Genomic DNA, 16,098 nt, shown 5'->3' on the forward strand with positions numbered 1-16,098 from the left:
TCGATCATCATGCATCACGCATCATGCGTCAACGGGCGGCCCGCCAGCACCCCCCGACGTGGTCGTCGACCATGCCGGCCGATTGCATGAGCGCGTACATCGTGGTCGGCCCCACGAACCGGAACCCGCGCTTGCGCAGCGCCTTGCTGAGCGCGTCGGACGCGGCGGTCGTGGCGGGCACGTCCGCGAAGGTGACGGGACGGCGGTGGGATGCCGGTGCGAACGACCACATGAACTCGTCGAGCTCCCCCGGCGCGAGGTCGGCGACCAGGCGGGCGTTGGAGATCGTGGCCTCGATCTTGGCGCGGTTGCGGATGATGCCGGCATCCGTCATCAACCGCGCGACGTCACCCTCGCCGAATGCGGCCACGACCTCGGGCTCGAAGCCGGCGAACACCTCGCGGAATCGCGGTCGCTTGCGCAGGATCGTGATCCACGACAGGCCGGCCTGGAACCCCTCGAGGCTCATCTTCTCGAACAGCGCGCGGTCGCCGTGGAGCGCGACGCCCCACTCCTCGTCGTGGTAGCGGGCGTACTCGAGGTCGTCGCCGACCCACGCGCAGCGCGCGCGGCCGTCGGCGCCGAGGCGGACGTCGGTGCTCACCGCGCCAGCCTAGGGCCGGCCTGGACTGTCAAGCCCCTCTGGGGAGAACGGTGCCGCACGTAACGTGGCGGCCATGACTGATCTCACCGGAAAGAAGGTCGCGTTCCTCGCGACGAACGGATACGAAGACAGTGAGCTCACCTCCCCCTGGGAGGCCGTCACCTCTGCCGGCGCTACCGCCGTGATGGTGGCACCGGAGGGCGGCGAGATCGAGGGCAAGAACGGACACCGGCAGTCGGTGGACCTCTCGGCGTCGCAGGCGGACGCCGCCGAGTACGACGCGCTCGTGCTTCCCGGCGGCGTCGTGAACGCCGACCACCTGCGGATGGACGTGGACGCCGTCGCGTTCGGCCGGGCGTTCTTCGAGCAGCACAAGCCTGTCGGCGTGATCTGCCATGGCGGCTGGCTGCTCGTCGAGGCCGACGTCGTCGGCGGTCGAACGCTGACGAGCTATCCGAGCCTCAAGACCGACCTGCGCAACGCGGGTGCGACGTGGGTGGACGAGGAGGTCGTGGTCGACCAGGGACTCGTGTCGAGCCGGACGCCCGACGACCTGCCGGCCTTCAACGCCAAGGTCGTCGAAGAGATCGCTGAAGGCACGCACTCGGGCCAGACCGTCTGACCCCCGGCACGGGCCGCCGCTGCACGGGCAGTCGTGCGGCGGCGCTCGCCCGCCGCGCGATGGCGTACCCCGGAGGGGATCGCGGGGTCGCGGCATCCGTTCGCCACCCGGTCGTCATCCCGCGATTGCCCGAGCGGGCCGCACGTCGCTTACGGTGGAATGTCGGGCGGCCACCGCTCGCCCCGGCGGGAGGGAACAGCATGAGGATCGTCGCGTCATCGGATTGGCGGGACGCCGTCCCCTTCGAGACCCCGGTCCTCGTCGCAGACGTCGTTCCTGGCGAGCCGACGCGGTGCTTCACGTGCGGGGCGGATTCCGCGCCGCTTGCGCGCACCGAGCTGTGGGCCTTCAAGCACCGCCACCCCAAGAACCACGACGGCTACGTGCGGTTCTACTGCGCCGCACACGTCCCGCAGGCGCAGCGCCGGCCGGAGCCGGCCACGACGCCGGCGACCCGCGCACGGGCGTCGCGCCCCGCAGCCGAGCGGCGCCCCGCCAAGCCCGTCATCCCCGAACGGCAGCGGGCGATGTGCCCGAACTGCTTCGTCGAGGTGTCGGCGACGGGCGAGTGCGGCATCTGCGGCTGGTCGGCCGACTGAGGCCCGGGGCTACTTCTTCTTGAGGGACTTCTCCGGCACCGGCGCCTCGCCGGACGCCGCGAGCGCGCGGTAGTACTCCCGCGCCTCGTCCTGGCGCTTGCGCTCGGCCCCCGACGCGATCGGCGCGCGCACATGCTCGGGGGCGAAGCCGAAGGCGTCCACGAGATCCTGAGCGTGCGGACGCAGCCGCGCGGCGAGCCGGTCGATGTAGCGCGAGACGGATGCCGCACGCTGCGTCGACAGCCTCCCGTTGATGAGGTACCACGCGAGGTGCTTCTCGATCAGGTGCAGGCCGAAGAGATCGCGCAGCCACCGCAGGACGTGCTTCGTGCCCTCGTCGGAGACGCGGTTCACGCCGTCTGTGAACGCCTCCCACTGCAGCAGCTCGGCGTGCGCCCGAGCAGCCTCGATGAGCTCGGCCTGGTGACTGTTGAACAGGGCCGCGGCCTCGGACTGCGGCAGCTTGGACGCGGGGCGCAGGGCCGCGGCCACGTCGGCCACCATCTGCTGCACGCGCCCGGCGAGCAGCTCGTGCTGCTGGTCGGCCCGCAGGCCCAGCTCCACCGAGCGTGCGGTGGAGCCGAAGTCGGCCACCGCCTGACCCAGCTGCCGCAGGCCCGCGCCGTGGAAAAGCTTGCCCGCGGTCTGCCCGACGGCGAAGCGGGCGAGGGTCGCGGCATCCGCTCCCTTGAACTGCTTGGCGTAGTCGGCCAGCAGCCGCTTGCCGACCAGCTGGAGCAGGACGTTGTTGTCGCCCTCGAACGTCACGTAGACGTCGAGGTCCTGGTGCAGCCCCACCATGCGGTTCTCGGCGAGGAAGCCCGAGCCGCCGCAGGCCTCGCGGGCCTCCTGGATGGTGTCCAGCGCGTTCCACGTCGACAGGGGCTTGAGCGCCGCGGCCAGCGTCTCGAGGTCCTCGCGCTCCTCGGGGGTGTCGTGGCGGCCCGAGAAGACGCCGTCGAACTTCTTCAGCAGCTCGTCGTGGCTGAAGAACTGCGCGTAGTTCTGGGCGAGCAGGGGCAGCAGGCGCCGCTGGTGCTTGCCGTAGTCCAGCAGCACGACCTCTTCGGTGCCGGTGCCCGAGTCGAACTGCCGGCGCTGGTTCGCGTACGTCAGGGCGATGTACAGGGCGAGCGCGGTGCCGGTCGTCGCGGCGCCGTCCAGCGACACGCGGCCCTGCACGAGCGCGCCGAGCATGGTGAAGAAGCGGCGGCCGGGGCTCGGGATCTCGGACGTGTACGAGCCGTCGGCCGCGACCTGCCCGTAGCGGTCGAGCAGGTTGAAGCGCGGCACCCGGACGTGGTCGAACGCGAGCCGGCCGTTGTCGATGCCGTTCAGGCCGCCCTTGACGCCGTCGTCCTCGCTGACGATGCCGGGGAGCATGTTGCCCTCGTCGTCGCGGATCGGCACGAAGAAGCAGTGCACGCCGTAGTTGACGCCGCCCGTGATGAGCTGCGCGAAAACCGTCGCGGCTCTGCCGTGCAGCGCGGCGTTGCCGAGGTAGTCCTTGTACGCGCCGCGGAACGGCGTGTGGATCACGAACTCCTCGGCGGCGGGGTCGTAGGTGGCCGTCGTGCCGATGGCGGCGACGTCCGAGCCGTGGCCGGTCTCGGTCATCGCGAACGCGCCCGGCAGCGACATGTCGATGACGCCGGGCAGCCACTCCTCGTGGTGCTTCTCGGTGCCCAGCTGGAAGATCGCGGACCCGAAGAGGCCCCACTGCACGCCCGACTTGATCTGAAGGCTCGGGTCGGCGAGCACGAGCTCCTGGAAGCCGGCGATGTTAGCGCCGTTGTCGTTCAGGCCGCCGAACTTCTCGGGCATCGCGCGGCGCGAGCCGCCGTGCTCGACGAGCAGGTGCAGCTGCGTCAGGACGCGCTCGCGGTGCTCGGCCATCGGCAGGCCGTCGATGCGCCAGAACGCCGGGTCCTTGATCATCTCGCGGGCCTCGCGGCGGGTCTCGCCCCATGTGCCCAGCAGCAGATCGGTGACGGCGGCGACGTCGATGCGGGGCTCGGATGCCTCAGCCGCTGTGTGCGGCGCGGTGGGGGCGCCGCCGGCGGGCGTGCGCTTGCTGGTGGCGGGCTTCTTGGTGCGGACGGCGGCGTCGGCCATGTGCATCACCTCTCGGTGCAATGGACAGGAGCAAGTTCTCTCCGACCGTAGGACTCCCACAAGCGGTCATCAAAGCCGCTGGTGGATATCTACAATCCGAGGGCCAGGCGTCGCGCGCCCGGGTTGTGCGAGACGCACAGGTGCGTGCCGGTCGCAGGCCTCCCCCCTCGGGCCGGGGAGTCCTAGGCTCGTCGGCATGACGCCTCCGCCGACCGCCATCACGACGGCCTTCATCCCGGTGCACGACCCTCGCGCCGGGGCGCTCTGGTACGCCGACGCGTTCGAGCTCGACGTCGTCGAGTCGTCGGACGCGTCGAGCGTCGTGGCCGGCTCGCATGGCCAGGTGACCCTGATGGGGCCGGCGAGCGGCATCCACACCGCGCCCGGCCTCCGCTGGGCGACCTGCAACTTCCGCGTCGACGACCTCGCCGTGGCCCGCGAGCGCCTCGCCCGACTCGGCGCGCACCCGGGCGACGTGCTCGGGGATCCGGCGCGGTGCCTGTTCTTCACGGCGACCGACCCCGACGGCAACACCCTCCTCGTCACCGACCGCTGAGGCAGCCGGGCCTGGTGGGAGCCCGGAGTGTCGGGAGCGGCGGCGACAATGGACCGGATGGCCGACCGCATCGTGACGCTGGAGCCGTGGGGACCCGACGACCTGCCCCTGCTCGAGCGCGCCAACACGCCGGAGATGACCGCGTACCTCGGCGGCCCCGAGACGCCGGCCGAGCTCGAGGAGCGCCACGCACGGTATCTGCGCCTGACCGCCGAGGGCACCGCGGCGATGTACCGCATCGAGGCCGACGGGGTGGCTGTCGGCGGCATCGGGTACTGGCCGGTCGAGCACGACGGCGCGCCGGCGTGGGAGACCGGATGGAACGTGTTCCCCGAATGGCAGGGACAGGGCCTCGCGCGGGCGGCGCTGCGGCTCGTCGTCCGCGAGGTCGCACGGCGCGATGACCGCGAACTGCTCGTGGCATACCCGGGCGTCGACAATCCCGCCTCGAATGCGCTGTGCCGCTCTGCCGGATTCGAGCATCGCGGCACCGGCACCGGGCCCTGGCGCGGCGGCGAGCTGGCCTTCAACGTCTGGGTGCTCGACATGTCTCCCCTCGACCTCGCCGGCCGTGTGCCCGACGTCGACGAGACGTTCGCGTCGCCCGCTCTGGACGCGGAGCGCTGGTGGCCGTTCTACACACCGCACTGGTCGTCGCGGGATGCGGCGGCCGCGCGGTGGCGCGTCGACACCGGCGGACTCGAGCTGAGGATCGACGCCGACACCGCACCCTGGGCGCCCGACCTCGACGGCGACCTGCGCGTCTCGCATCTGCAGACCGGGCAGTTCTCGGGCCCCCTCGGCACCGGGATCGGGCAGCATCGCTTCCGCCCGGGACTCAGGGTGCGCCAGGAGCAGCCGCAGCACCGGCTGTGGCTCGTGCACCACGGCGTCATCGAGGTGCGGCTCGCCGCGATCCGGCATCCGGACGCGATGGTGGCGTTCTGGCCGATCGGCTTCGAGGAGCGCCCCGACGACTGCGGCGAGATCTGCATCGCCGAGATCTTCGGCAGCGAGATCGACGAAGGTGGAGGCTGGGTCGGCGTCGGCGTCAAGCCCCAGAACGACCCCCGGCTTCGCGAGGACTTCGAGAAGATCCGCGTCGACGCCGACCTCACCGAGTTCCACGACTACGCGGTGGAGTGGACGGGTGACCGGCTGCGCTTCTTCGTCGATGGGCGCTGGGTCAAGACGGCGGCGCAGTCCATCGACTACCCGGTGCAGCTCATGCTCGACGTCTACGAGTTCCCGCGGGCCGACGGCACGCGCGACGCCGCGGCGCTCCCCCACGCGCTGCGCGTGCAGCGGGTGCGGTCCTTCCCGCCGGCCTGAAACCGGCTCGCGCCGCGTGCATCCGCGGGCCTGACACGACCGAAGCGCGTGACTCGCGTCAGAAGAGCCCGACGATCCGGCCGTCGTCGTCGACGTCGATGCTGTTCGCCGCCGGCACGGCGGGCAGGCCGGGCATGGTCATGATGTCGCCGCACACCATGACGACGAACCGGGCGCCGGCCGCGAGGCGCACCTCGCGGATGTCGACGGCGTGGCCGGTCGGGGCCCCGCGCAGCTTCGGGTCGGTCGAGAAGGAGTACTGCGTCTTGGCGACGCACACCGGGTAGCCCCCGTACCCCTCGTCCTGCAGGCGCTTGATCTGGGCGCGCACCGCCGTCGATGCGGTGACCTCGGACGCCCCGTAGATCCGCGTCGCGATCGCCGTCATCTTCTGCCACAGCGTCGCGTCGTCGGGATACGTGAAGTGCAGAGCGGATGCCTCGGCGCGCGGCTCCTCGCAGATCCGCACGACCTCGCGGGCGAGGTCCTCGGCCCCGGCGCCGCCCTCGGCGAAGTGCCTCGCGACGACCGCCTTCGCCCCGACCGCCTCGGCGGCGGCGATGAGCGCCGCGATCTCGGCATCCGTGTCCTCCGCGCGATGGTTGATCGCGACGACCGCGGGGATGCCCCACGTGTCGCGCACCGTCTCGAGGTGCCGGACGAGGTTGGCCGTGCCGCGCCGGAGCGCCGCCACGTTCTCGTGCGGCAGGTCGGCGACCTCGACGCCGCCGTGGTACTTCATCGCGCGCACCGTCGCGACGATGACGGCGACGTCCGGCCGGAGGCCCGTGGTGCGGCAGAGGATGTCGACGAACTTCTCGGCGCCGAGATCCGCGCCGAAGCCGGCCTCGGTGACGACGTAGTCCGCCAGTCGCAGCGCCGAATCCGTCGCGAGGTACGAGTTGCAGCCGTGCGCGATGTTGGCGAACGGTCCGCCGTGCACGAAGGCGGGCGTGTGCTCGAGCGTCTGCACCAGGTTGGGCGCGAGCGCGTCGCGCAGCACCGCGGCCATGGCGCCGTGCGCTTGCAGGTCGCGCGCGCGGATCGCACGGCGGTCGCGCGTGTAGGCGACGACGATCTCACCGAGCCGTTCCTTGAGGTCGGCGAGGTCGGTGGCCAGGCAGAAGATCGCCATCACCTCGCTGGCCACGACGATGTCGAACCCCGCCTCGCGCGGGTAGCCGTTGGAGGGTCCGCCGAGCCCCACGACGGTGTCGCGCAGGGCGCGGTCGTTCACGTCGAGCACGCGGCGCCAGGTCACGCGGCGCACGTCGATGCCGAGCTCGTTGCCGTGGTGCACGTGGTTGTCGATGAGCGCGGCGAGCAGATTCGTGGCGATGGCGATGGCCGAGAAGTCGCCCGTGAAGTGGAGGTTGATGTCTTCCATCGGCACGACCTGGGCGTATCCGCCGCCGGCGGCGCCGCCCTTCATGCCGAACACCGGACCGAGGGCAGGCTCGCGCAGGCAGATCATGGCGCGCTCGCCGATCCGGGTGAGCGCGTCGCCCAGGCCCACCGTCGTGGTCGTCTTGCCCTCGCCGGCCGGCGTCGGCGACACGGCGGTCATGAGCACGAGGCGGCCGCGGGGCTTGTCGCGCAGCGTGCGCAGGTGCCGCAGCGACACCTTGGCCTTGTACCGGCCGTACGGCTCGAGCTCGTCGTCGGGGATGCCGAGGCCCTCGGCGATCCGGGCGATCGGCCAGAGGTCGGCCTGCTGTGCGATCTCGATGTTGCTCGTGGCCACGTCGCTCCCCGTCGGCGGGCGCCGTCGCCCGCTCCTGCGCGTCAGGCTACCGCGGGGCGCCCCCCGCGCCGAGAAACCGCGGTCTCGCCGACCCCCCGCCCGGGCTGCCGCGGCCCCCACCCCCGCGCCGAGAAACCGCGATGTCGCCGAGTAACCCCGCTGTCGGCGCCGAGGACGTGGTTCTTCGACGAGAAACCGCGATGTCGGCGAGAAACCCCGGGCTGCCGCGGGCCCCCACCCCCTCGCCGAGATACCGCGATGTCGGCGAGTAGCCCCGCTGTCGGCGCCGACAACGTGGCTGTTCGACGAGATCGCGGTTCGTCGGCGGAAACGGGGGGCAGGAGGGGGCAGGAGGGGGCAGGAGGGGCAGGAGGGATACGGGGCTGAGGGGGTGGGGCCGGCGGGGGACGAGGCCTACGGTGGGGGCATGCCCGATCGAGTCGTGCGCAGGGCCGCCGTCGACGACGCCGATCTCGTCGCCGAGCTGCTCCACGCCTTCAACACCGAGTTCGACACGCCGTCCCCGGGCGCGCCCGCGCTGGCCGAGCGGCTGCGTGAGCTGCTGGCCGAGCCGCACACGTTCGCGCTGCTCGGCGGCAACCCCGCGGTCGGCGTCGCGCTCGTGACGCTGCGTTCCAACGTCTGGTACCCCGGACCGGTCGCGCTGCTCGACGAGATGTACGTCGCGCCGCATGCACGCGGCGCGGGGATCGGCGGCGCGATCGTCGACCGTCTCGTGGCGGAGTGCCGCCGGGGCGGGGTGTCGGCGATCGAGATCAACGTCGACGAGGGCGACGTCGACGCGCAGCGCTTCTACGAGCGCCATGGATTCCTCGGGGCGGACCCCGGCACCGGTGAACGGGCCTTCTACTTCTCGCAGGAGCTGTGACCCGCACGGCCCGCCGCAGCGCCCGGTGCGAGCCGCGCCGCGCGGACCTCGGCGACGTTGACGGATGCCGCCCGCCGACGCCGCGATCGCACCGGCCTAGCCCGCCAGGAGCTCCAGCGCCGCGGCCGCGACCGCCTCGGCGTCGTCACCGGTCGCCAGGAGGCGGTTGGGTCCGACGACGACCAGCACCTCATCGGAATGCGGTCGGCGGAGGGGACGGATGCCGCCACCCGAAGCGCTGGGACGAGCGTCCGCCGCCGCCCTACGCGGCCTCGCGGATGACGCCGAGCACGGCCTCGCCGTACGCCTCGCGCTTCTTCGCGCCGATGCCCGCGACCCCATCGAGGTCGGCGAGCGATCCGGGCCGCCGCTCGGCGAGAGCTCGCAGCGTCGCATCGCCGAACACGATGTACGCCGGCACGCCGAGGTCCTTCGCGACGCCGGCCCGCCAGGCGCGCAGCGCCTCGAACACGCCGACATCGGCCGGGTTGAGGCTGTCGGGCGCGTTGGTCTTGCGCACCCGGGCGACGCCGCCGGAGCGTCCCATCACGTCGCGACGCAGCGGCACCGGGGTCTCGCCGCGCAGGACGCCGGCGGCAGGCTCACCGAGGGCGAGGGTGCCGTATTCGCCGCGGGCGACCAGGATGCCGCGCGCCAGCAGCTGACGGACCACGCTGCGCCAGTCCTGCTCGCTGAGGTCGGCGCCCAGCCCATAGGTCGACAGGGCGTCGTGCCCCTGCTGGCGGATGCGGTCGTTCTGGGCGCCGCGAAGGATGTCGATGAGATGTCCCGCGCCGAAGGCCTGACCGCGCTCGCGCTGCAGGCGCACGATCGTCGAGAGCAGCTTCTGCGCGGGGACGAGACCGTCCCACGTCTCGGGAGCCTCGAGGCAGGTGTCGCAGTTGCCGCACGGCTGGGAGGGCTCGCCGAAGTACGCGAGCAGGTTCTGGCGGCGGCATCCGACCGTCTCGCACAGGCCGAGCATCGCGTCGAGGTGCTGGCCCAGCCGGGTCTTGAACGCCCGATCGCCGGGCGACTGGTCGATCATGCGGCGCTGCTGCACGACGTCGCCGAGCCCGTAGGCCATCCAGGCGACGGATGCCTCGCCGTCACGGCCGGCCCGACCCGTCTCCTGGTAGTAGCCCTCGACCGACTTCGGCAGGTCGATGTGGGCGACGAAGCGGACGTCGGGCTTGTCGATGCCCATGCCGAACGCGATGGTGGCGACCATGACCACGCCGTCCTCGCGCAGGAACCGCGACTGGTTCGCGCTGCGCGTCTCGGCCGGCAGGCCCGCGTGGTACGGCAGCGCGTCGACGCCCTGCGCGGAGAGGAACTCGGCCGTCTGCTCCACCGACTTGCGGCTGAGCGCGTAGACGATGCCGGCGGCACCGGCGCCCTGGGAGCGGATGAAGGCGACGAGCTGACGGCGCGGGTCGGACTTCGCCTCGATGCGGTACTGGATGTTCGGGCGGTCGAAGCTCGCCACGAAGTGGCGCGCGCGGGGCAGCTGCAGCCGCTCGGTCATCTCGCGATGCGTGGCAGGGGTCGCCGTCGCGGTCAGCGCGAGACGCGGGACGCCGGGGAACCGCTCGGCGAGCGCGCCCAGCGCGAGGTAGTCGGGCCGGAAGTCGTGGCCCCACTGCGACACGCAGTGGGCCTCGTCGATCGCGATCACGCTCAGCCGGCCCCGGGCGAGGAAGCGCAGCGTCGTCTCGGTGTTGAGCCGCTCCGGGGCGACGTACAGCAGGTCGAGCTCGCCCGCGAGGAAGGCGCGTTCGACCGCCGCCCGCTCCGCGGGCGCCTGGGTCGAGTTGAGGTAGGCCGCCCGGACGCCGTTGGCGACGAGGGCGTCGACCTGGTCGTGCATGAGCGCGATGAGCGGGCTGACGACGAGGCCGGTGCCGGGGCGCACGAGCGCGGGCACCTGGTAGCAGACGCTCTTGCCGCCGCCCGTGGGCATCAGCACGACGGCGTCCCCGCCGGCGATCACGTGGTCGACGATGGCGTCCTGCTCGCCGCGGAAGGCGTCGTAGCCGTACACCTCGCGCAGCACGGCGCGCGCGTCGGTGCCGGTGAAGTCCCGGCGGGGCCCCGCGTCGGCGAAGGGATCGATCGGCGCCGACCCGGCCGCGAGGGGGTCGGACGGAGGCATCCACCCGTCCTCCGGGGGCGCCCAGGAGTCGTCCGGCGGAGGCGCGACCTCGTCGGCCTCCCACGCGAGATCGGCGTACGGGTCGCCCTGCGGGATCGTCATCGCTTCCAGGGTAACCGCGGCCCCCGACGCGGGACCGCCCGCCCGCGGATGCGGCGGGAACCGGTGCCGGCCGTCGCACCCGGCGTGACCTGTGGAGGAAGCCGCGTCAGCACCACTTCGCGGCGAGGGCCGTGACCACCGTGAGGTTGCGGTTGGTCGCGACCCCCAGCAGCTTCGCCGCGTTCAGCGGGTCGACGGACCCCGCCTGGTATCCCGGACCCAGGAGGGCGTGCGCGGCCCGCCCGCGCACGACCATCTCGCCCTCGGCCGACGCGAGCGCCTCGATCCGCGCCACCGCGTCCGCCGGCGGCTCGTCCTTCAACAGGTACACGTAGTGCCGCTCCAGCCCGGGACGCTCGGCGCTCAGCGCCGTGGCGCCCCGGGCGATCTCGGCGAGCTCCGCCGTCGTGAACACGATCGCGGGGACCTCGAAGCCGCGGTCGGCCGCGAACGCCCGCTCGAGGACCGCCTCGATCTTCGCGCGCGAGCGCATCGGCGTCGTGAAGCGCACGTTGCCGGTGTTGATGTGGGTCTCGACATCGGTGAATCCGACGCCCTCGACGACGCGGCGGATGTCGTCCTTCGGGAACTTCCGGTTCGCGCCGAGGTTGATCGCCCGCAGGAAGGCCACGTAGGTGGGCATGACGTCATCATTCCGGATGCCGGCGACACCCGGCATCCGTTATCGTCGTCGTCATGCAATGCCGGTGAGCCGCTTCCGTCACCCTGCCGCCCGCTGCGATCCGCGCGGGCGCATGATCCGGATGCCGCGACACGGCGTCCACGAAAGGCATCGCATGTTCCCCTCCTCCTCCCTGCCGCTGCGCGGCAGGACCGCCCTCGTCACCGGCGTCTCACGCCGGCGCGGCATCGGGTTCGCCGTCGCGTCGCAGCTCGCGCGCCTCGGCGCCGACGTCTTCATCCACCACTTCCGCCCGCACGACACCGTCCTGCCGTGGGGCGGCGACGACCTGGACGCGGTGCGCGACGCGCTGCGTGCCGAGCTCACCCCCGGCGCCCTGCTCGGCGACCTCGGCGCGGACCTGCGGGACGCGGCATCCGTTCCCCGTGTCATCGAGGCGGCCCGCGCACTGACCGGCCGGCTCGACATCCTCGTGTGCAACCACGCGCAGTCCGGCGACGACGGGTCGATCCTCGACATGACCGCGGACCGGCTCGACGGGTTCTGGCAGGCCAACGCGCGCTCGACGATCCTGCTGACCCGCGAGTTCGCCGCCCTCCACGCCGGCGACGGACCGGGTGCGCGACCCGGCGAGCGCATCGAGCGGCGCGGACCGTTCGCCGAGCCCACCGGCCGGGTGTTCTGGATGACCTCCGGCCAGATCCACGGCCCGATGCGCGGCGAGGTCGCCTACGCCGCGAGCAAGGCGGTGCTGGCGGGCATCACCAAGACGGTGGCGGCGGAGCTGCTCGAGCTCGGCATCATCCTCAACACGATCGACCCCGGCCCCGTCAACACCGGCTACCTCGACCCGGAGACGACCGACCGGCCGCTCGACGAGATCGAGGCCTGGATGCGCTCGACGCCCTTCGGCCGCTACGGCGAGCCGGCCGACCCGGCGCGCCTGATCGGCTGGCTCGCGAGCCCCGACGGCGCGTGGGTCGTGGGGCAGGTGCTCTCCACGGACGGCGGGCTCGGGCTCGGCTGACGACGGGCTCGTCGACGACGCCTCGGCGCGTCGGCTACAGCCGCACGACCTCGGTGATGCGTACGACGGCCGTCCCCGCCTCCTCCGAGGCGGGCAGGTCCACCACACCGCGGATGCGCCAGTCGTGGTCGCCGGCCGGGTCGTCGACGGTCTGCTCGACGCGCCAGAGACCGGATGCCGCGGCATCCGTCTCATCCACCGTCACCAGGCGCGGCGACCGCGCGGCGCCGCCCGTCAGGATCTCGTCGTGCTCGTCGAAGTACGCGTCGAGCGCGGCCGGCCAGTCGACGTCGGGATCGAGCTCGACGAGCTCGTCGTCGCGCTGCAGCGCGGCCAGCTGCACGCGCCGGAACAGCTCGTTGCGCACCAGCACGAGGAAGGCGCGGCGGTTGGTGAGCACCGACGGCGGCGCGGGCGGGACGACCGGCGCGGCGGGGTCGTCGACGGGATTGACCAGCGCCTCCCACTCGTCCACGAGGCTGGAGTCGACCTGCCGCACCACCTCGCCGAGCCACGCGACGAGGTCGTGCAGATCCTCGGTCTGCGCCTCGGCGGGCACCGTCTGCCGGATGGCGCGATAGGCGTCCGAGAGGTAGCGCAGGACGAGGCCCTCGCTGCGGGCCAGCTGGTACTGCGAGATGAGCTCCGAGAACGACAGCGCGCGCTCGAACATGTCGCGCACGACGGACTTCGGCGACAGCGCGAAGTCGCGCACCCACGGCTGGCTCGCCGCGAACACCTCGTACGCCTGGGTCAGCAGCTCCTCGAGCGGCTTGGGGTACGTGACCTCCTCGAGCAGCGCCATGCGCTCGTCGTACTCGATCCCGTCCTGCTTCATCGCGGCCACCGCCTCGCCGCGCGCCTTGAACTCCTGCTGCGCGAGGATCGGCCTCGGGTCGTCGAGCGTCGCCTCGATGACGCTGACCACGTCCAGCGCGTAGTGCCCCGTCCCGGCGGCACCGGCGGTGTCCTCCGGGTCGAGGAGCTCGATCGCAGCGAGCGCGAACGGCGACAGCGGCTGGTTGAGTGCGAAGTTCGGCTGCAGATCGACGGTGAGACGGATGCCGGGCGCCGCGGCATCCGCTCCGCTGCGGTCGACCTGGACGACGCCGGCGGTGACGAGCGTGCGGAAGATCGCGATCGCCCGCCGGGCGAGCTCGTAGCGCCGGGCGCGGGGCTCGTGGTTGTCGAACACGAGCGAGCGGACGTGCTCGAACACGTCGCCGCCGCGCGCGATCACGTTGATGAGCATCGCCGCGGTGAGCTGGAGGTGCGGCACGAGGGGTTCGGGTTCGGCGTCGACGAGCCGCTCGAACGAGCCGATGCCCCAGTTCACGACGCCGGTCGGCGCCTTCTTCCGCACGATCTTCTTGCGCTTCGCGGGGTCGTCGCCCGCCTTGCGCAGCGCAGCCTCGTTCTCGATCTCCCACTCCGGCGCCATCACGACGACGGTTCCGGATGTGTCGAACCCGGCGCGGCCGGCGCGACCGGCGACCTGGTGGAACTCGCGTGCCGACAGCTGCCGCATGCGGGTGCCGTCGAACTTCGACAGCGCCGTGATGAGCACGGTGCGGATCGGCACGTTGATCCCGACGCCCAGGGTGTCGGTGCCGCAGATGACCCGGAGGAGGCCGCGCTGCGCGAGGGTCTCGACGAGGCGGCGGTAGCGCGGCAGCATGCCGGCGTGGTGCACGCCGATGCCCGCGCGGACGTAGCGCGAGAGGGTGCGCCCGAAGGCCGTCGTGAACCGGAAGCCGCCGATGGCCTCGGCGATGGCGTCGCGCTGCTCGCGGCTCACGATCTTGATGGACGACAGCGCCTGCGCGCGCTCCATCGCGGCGGCCTGCGAGAAGTGCACGACGTACACCGGGGACTCGCCGGTCTGCAGCAGCTCCTCGACGGTCTCGTGGATGGGCGTGCGGGCATACGAGAAGTGCAGCGGCACGGGGCGCTCCACGCCGGTGATGCGCGACACCGTGCGGCCGGTGCGGCGCTCGAGGTCCTCGGCGATCGCCGTGACGTCGCCGAGCGTGGCCGACATGAGCACGAACTGCGCCCTCGGCAGCAGGAGCAGGGGCACCTGCCATGCCCAGCCGCGCTCGGGGTCGCCGTAGTAGTGGAACTCGTCCATCACGACCTGGTCGACGGCGGCGTCGGCACCCTGCCGCAGCGCGAGGTTCGCGAGGATCTCCGCGGTGCAGCACACGATGGGAGCGTCGGGATTCACCGACGAGTCGCCGGTGACCATGCCGACGTTCGCCGCGCCGAAGATGTCGACGAGCGCGAAGAACTTCTCGCTCACCAGCGCCTTGATCGGGGCGGTGTAGTAGGTGCGACCGCCGCGGGCGACGCACGCGGCGTGCGCGGCGACGGCGACCAGCGACTTGCCGGTCCCGGTCGGCGTCGACAGGATCACGTGCGAGCCCGACACGATCTCGATGACGGCCTCGTCCTGCGCGGGGTACAGCGCGAAGCCCCGATCGCCCGCCCACTCCACGAACGCGTCGTACAGGGCGTCGGCGTCCGGGCCGTCGGGGGATCCGGATGCCTCGGCCGCGGCCGCGATCGTCTCGAGTAGCGTCACCCGATCGAGTCTGCCCGACGTTGCCGCCGGCGCGGGCCGCTCCCGTCCCGACGGCAGGGGCGGGACGGATGCCGCGGGCCGCGGCATCCGTCACCGTCATCAGCCCGCGAGCACGGCCTGGATCACCTGGGTGTACGCGGTGTACCCCGCGTAGGTCGGGTGGAGGAAGCCGGCCGGATCGTTCACCGGGTCCAGTCCGAACCAGGGATCGCTCGGCGCGCCGGGCACCAGCTGCACGCCGTGCCCGAGGAACGCCTCGACGACATCGGCGTAGACCACGTTCGCACCGTTCGCGGCGGCCAGCGCCACCGCTGCCTGGATCACGGCGTTGAGGGCGTCCGTGGCTGTGTTGACGGCCTGGGCGAGGGCGGCCAGCGCCAAGCACTGCTCGACCGGTGCGACCAGCGCGCACGCCTGCACATCGACCGGCTCGAGCAGGTGCGGGTAACCGGTGACGACGATGGTGGCGTTGGGCGCGCGCTGCGCGATCTCGCCGATCAGCATCGCGAGCGGTTGAACGAGGCCGGGCGCGTCGTCGATGACGGTCTGAACCGCCATCAGGCACGCATTGAGGTCGCCGCCGGCGGGAACCGCCGCACACTGCGCGTACACCGCATCGAGACCGAGATCGTTCGCGCCCACGGTGAGCGTGACGAGGGTGGTGCCGCGGTTCACCTGCGACAGCTGGGCCCAGGTCTCTTCGATCGTGGCGCCGGAGCAGCCCGGGTTGCGGAGCAGATTGATCCTGGGCACATCGTCGAGCTGGGCGGCGTAGCCCCCGTCGGTGCGAACGCACGAGTCCAGGGGGACTCCTCCGCCCTGGCCCGCCGCGATTGAGTCGCCGAGAGCCACGTACTTCGCCACCGGCTGCGGCGGCGCGGCCGTCGCGCTTGCCGCTCCCGCTCCGATCAGGCCGATTCCGAGTGCCATCGCCGCGACCGCGGCGAGAATGCGTCGTTTCATGATTCCCCTTCGAATCCCCAGCGTTCCGATCGATTCCCCCGTGAATCGGCTGCTGCCTCGTCGCCGTCTTCTCGCCCGAGGGACGCCGCAGTTGATGCCGACGATAGACCCGCGGCATCCGTCCCGCCAGAGGCCCCCGCGCGCGCTGGCGGAATCACGCGCA

The 16,098-nt window shown here is 72.3% G+C and carries 13 protein-coding genes; 6 read left to right on the plus strand and 7 right to left on the minus strand.

Annotated features, from left to right (window positions below; all coding sequences use genetic code 11):
• Positions 1-28: 28 nt before the first annotated feature.
• Positions 29-604, minus strand: coding sequence for a DNA-3-methyladenine glycosylase I (locus tag ACZBH1_RS05370; protein ID WP_463645739.1), 576 nt, complete (start codon positions 602-604; stop codon positions 29-31).
• A gap of 73 nt (positions 605-677) precedes the next feature.
• On the opposite strand from ACZBH1_RS05370, the gene ACZBH1_RS05375 reads away from it, so the two are divergent.
• A complete protein-coding gene (locus ACZBH1_RS05375; RefSeq protein ID WP_336393856.1) occupies positions 678-1,226 on the plus strand; it encodes a type 1 glutamine amidotransferase domain-containing protein in 549 nt (182 codons plus the stop codon).
• A 200-nt stretch (positions 1,227-1,426) separates the two neighbouring features.
• On the plus strand, positions 1,427-1,825 hold the full coding sequence (locus ACZBH1_RS05380; RefSeq protein WP_336393857.1) for a glucose-6-phosphate dehydrogenase: 399 nt from the start codon (positions 1,427-1,429) through the stop codon (positions 1,823-1,825).
• Between the two features lie 9 nt (positions 1,826-1,834).
• Here the strand turns inward: ACZBH1_RS05380 and ACZBH1_RS05385 are convergent, their stop codons facing one another.
• Positions 1,835-3,940 carry an acyl-CoA dehydrogenase family protein gene (locus tag ACZBH1_RS05385; protein WP_336393858.1) on the minus strand — a complete coding sequence of 702 codons (2,106 nt, stop codon included), beginning with the start codon at positions 3,938-3,940 and terminating at the stop codon, positions 1,835-1,837.
• Between the two features lie 196 nt (positions 3,941-4,136).
• Between ACZBH1_RS05385 and ACZBH1_RS05390 the strand changes: the two genes are divergently transcribed.
• Together ACZBH1_RS05390 and ACZBH1_RS05395 are read left to right on the plus strand one after the other, a co-directional pair.
• Complete coding sequence (locus ACZBH1_RS05390; RefSeq protein WP_336393859.1) at positions 4,137-4,496, plus strand: VOC family protein; 360 nt, start codon at positions 4,137-4,139, stop codon at positions 4,494-4,496.
• A gap of 57 nt (positions 4,497-4,553) precedes the next feature.
• A complete protein-coding gene (locus ACZBH1_RS05395) occupies positions 4,554-5,828 on the plus strand; it encodes a GNAT family N-acetyltransferase (RefSeq protein ID WP_463645740.1) in 1,275 nt (424 codons plus the stop codon).
• Positions 5,829-5,886: 58 nt separating this feature from the next.
• Here ACZBH1_RS05395 and ACZBH1_RS05400 read toward each other — a convergent pair whose 3' ends face one another.
• A complete protein-coding gene (locus ACZBH1_RS05400; RefSeq protein WP_463645741.1) occupies positions 5,887-7,572 on the minus strand; it encodes a formate--tetrahydrofolate ligase in 1,686 nt (561 codons plus the stop codon).
• Positions 7,573-7,999: 427 nt separating this feature from the next.
• Here ACZBH1_RS05400 and ACZBH1_RS05405 point away from each other — a divergent pair, with 427 nt between their 5' ends.
• The gene (locus ACZBH1_RS05405; RefSeq protein WP_463645742.1) at positions 8,000-8,461 is read left to right on the plus strand and encodes a GNAT family N-acetyltransferase; all 462 of its coding nucleotides are present in this window, start codon (positions 8,000-8,002) and stop codon (positions 8,459-8,461) included.
• A gap of 262 nt (positions 8,462-8,723) precedes the next feature.
• Here the strand turns inward: ACZBH1_RS05405 and recQ are convergent, their stop codons facing one another.
• Both recQ and ACZBH1_RS05415 read right to left on the minus strand, forming a co-directional pair.
• Positions 8,724-10,718, minus strand: a complete 1,995-nt coding sequence (gene recQ / locus ACZBH1_RS05410; RefSeq protein ID WP_463645743.1) for a DNA helicase RecQ — start codon at positions 10,716-10,718, stop codon at positions 8,724-8,726.
• A gap of 106 nt (positions 10,719-10,824) precedes the next feature.
• Positions 10,825-11,361, minus strand: a complete 537-nt coding sequence (locus tag ACZBH1_RS05415; RefSeq protein WP_463645744.1) for a DUF1697 domain-containing protein — start codon at positions 11,359-11,361, stop codon at positions 10,825-10,827.
• Positions 11,362-11,515: 154 nt separating this feature from the next.
• Here ACZBH1_RS05415 and ACZBH1_RS05420 point away from each other — a divergent pair, with 154 nt between their 5' ends.
• A complete protein-coding gene (locus tag ACZBH1_RS05420) occupies positions 11,516-12,388 on the plus strand; it encodes an SDR family oxidoreductase (RefSeq protein ID WP_452323867.1) in 873 nt (290 codons plus the stop codon).
• 34 nt (positions 12,389-12,422) lie between these two features.
• Here the strand turns inward: ACZBH1_RS05420 and ACZBH1_RS05425 are convergent, their stop codons facing one another.
• Both ACZBH1_RS05425 and ACZBH1_RS05430 read right to left on the minus strand, forming a co-directional pair.
• A complete protein-coding gene (locus ACZBH1_RS05425) occupies positions 12,423-14,972 on the minus strand; it encodes a DEAD/DEAH box helicase (RefSeq protein WP_442928082.1) in 2,550 nt (849 codons plus the stop codon).
• Between the two features lie 99 nt (positions 14,973-15,071).
• Positions 15,072-15,935, minus strand: coding sequence for an SGNH/GDSL hydrolase family protein (locus ACZBH1_RS05430; protein WP_378879588.1), 864 nt, complete (start codon positions 15,933-15,935; stop codon positions 15,072-15,074).
• Between the last annotated feature and the right edge of the window lie 163 nt (positions 15,936-16,098).

This window comes from Microbacterium sp. ZXT2-5, from assembly GCF_055329545.1.

Excerpts from the sequence above, each read along its gene's own strand:
- ACZBH1_RS05415 (WP_463645744.1), bottom strand. The coding sequence starts at position 11,361 with ATGCCCACCTACGTGGCCTTCCTGCGGGCGATCAACCTCGGCGCGAAC.
- ACZBH1_RS05375 (WP_336393856.1), top strand. The coding sequence starts at position 678 with ATGACTGATCTCACCGGAAAGAAGGTCGCGTTCCTCGCGACGAACGGA.
- ACZBH1_RS05430 (WP_378879588.1), bottom strand. The coding sequence starts at position 15,935 with ATGAAACGACGCATTCTCGCCGCGGTCGCGGCGATGGCACTCGGAATC.
- ACZBH1_RS05395 (WP_463645740.1), top strand. The coding sequence starts at position 4,554 with ATGGCCGACCGCATCGTGACGCTGGAGCCGTGGGGACCCGACGACCTG.
- ACZBH1_RS05405 (WP_463645742.1), top strand. The coding sequence starts at position 8,000 with ATGCCCGATCGAGTCGTGCGCAGGGCCGCCGTCGACGACGCCGATCTC.
- ACZBH1_RS05385 (WP_336393858.1), bottom strand. The coding sequence starts at position 3,940 with ATGGCCGACGCCGCCGTCCGCACCAAGAAGCCCGCCACCAGCAAGCGC.
- ACZBH1_RS05420 (WP_452323867.1), top strand. The coding sequence starts at position 11,516 with ATGTTCCCCTCCTCCTCCCTGCCGCTGCGCGGCAGGACCGCCCTCGTC.
- recQ (WP_463645743.1), bottom strand. The coding sequence starts at position 10,718 with ATGACGATCCCGCAGGGCGACCCGTACGCCGATCTCGCGTGGGAGGCC.
- ACZBH1_RS05390 (WP_336393859.1), top strand. The coding sequence starts at position 4,137 with ATGACGCCTCCGCCGACCGCCATCACGACGGCCTTCATCCCGGTGCAC.
- ACZBH1_RS05380 (WP_336393857.1), top strand. The coding sequence starts at position 1,427 with ATGAGGATCGTCGCGTCATCGGATTGGCGGGACGCCGTCCCCTTCGAG.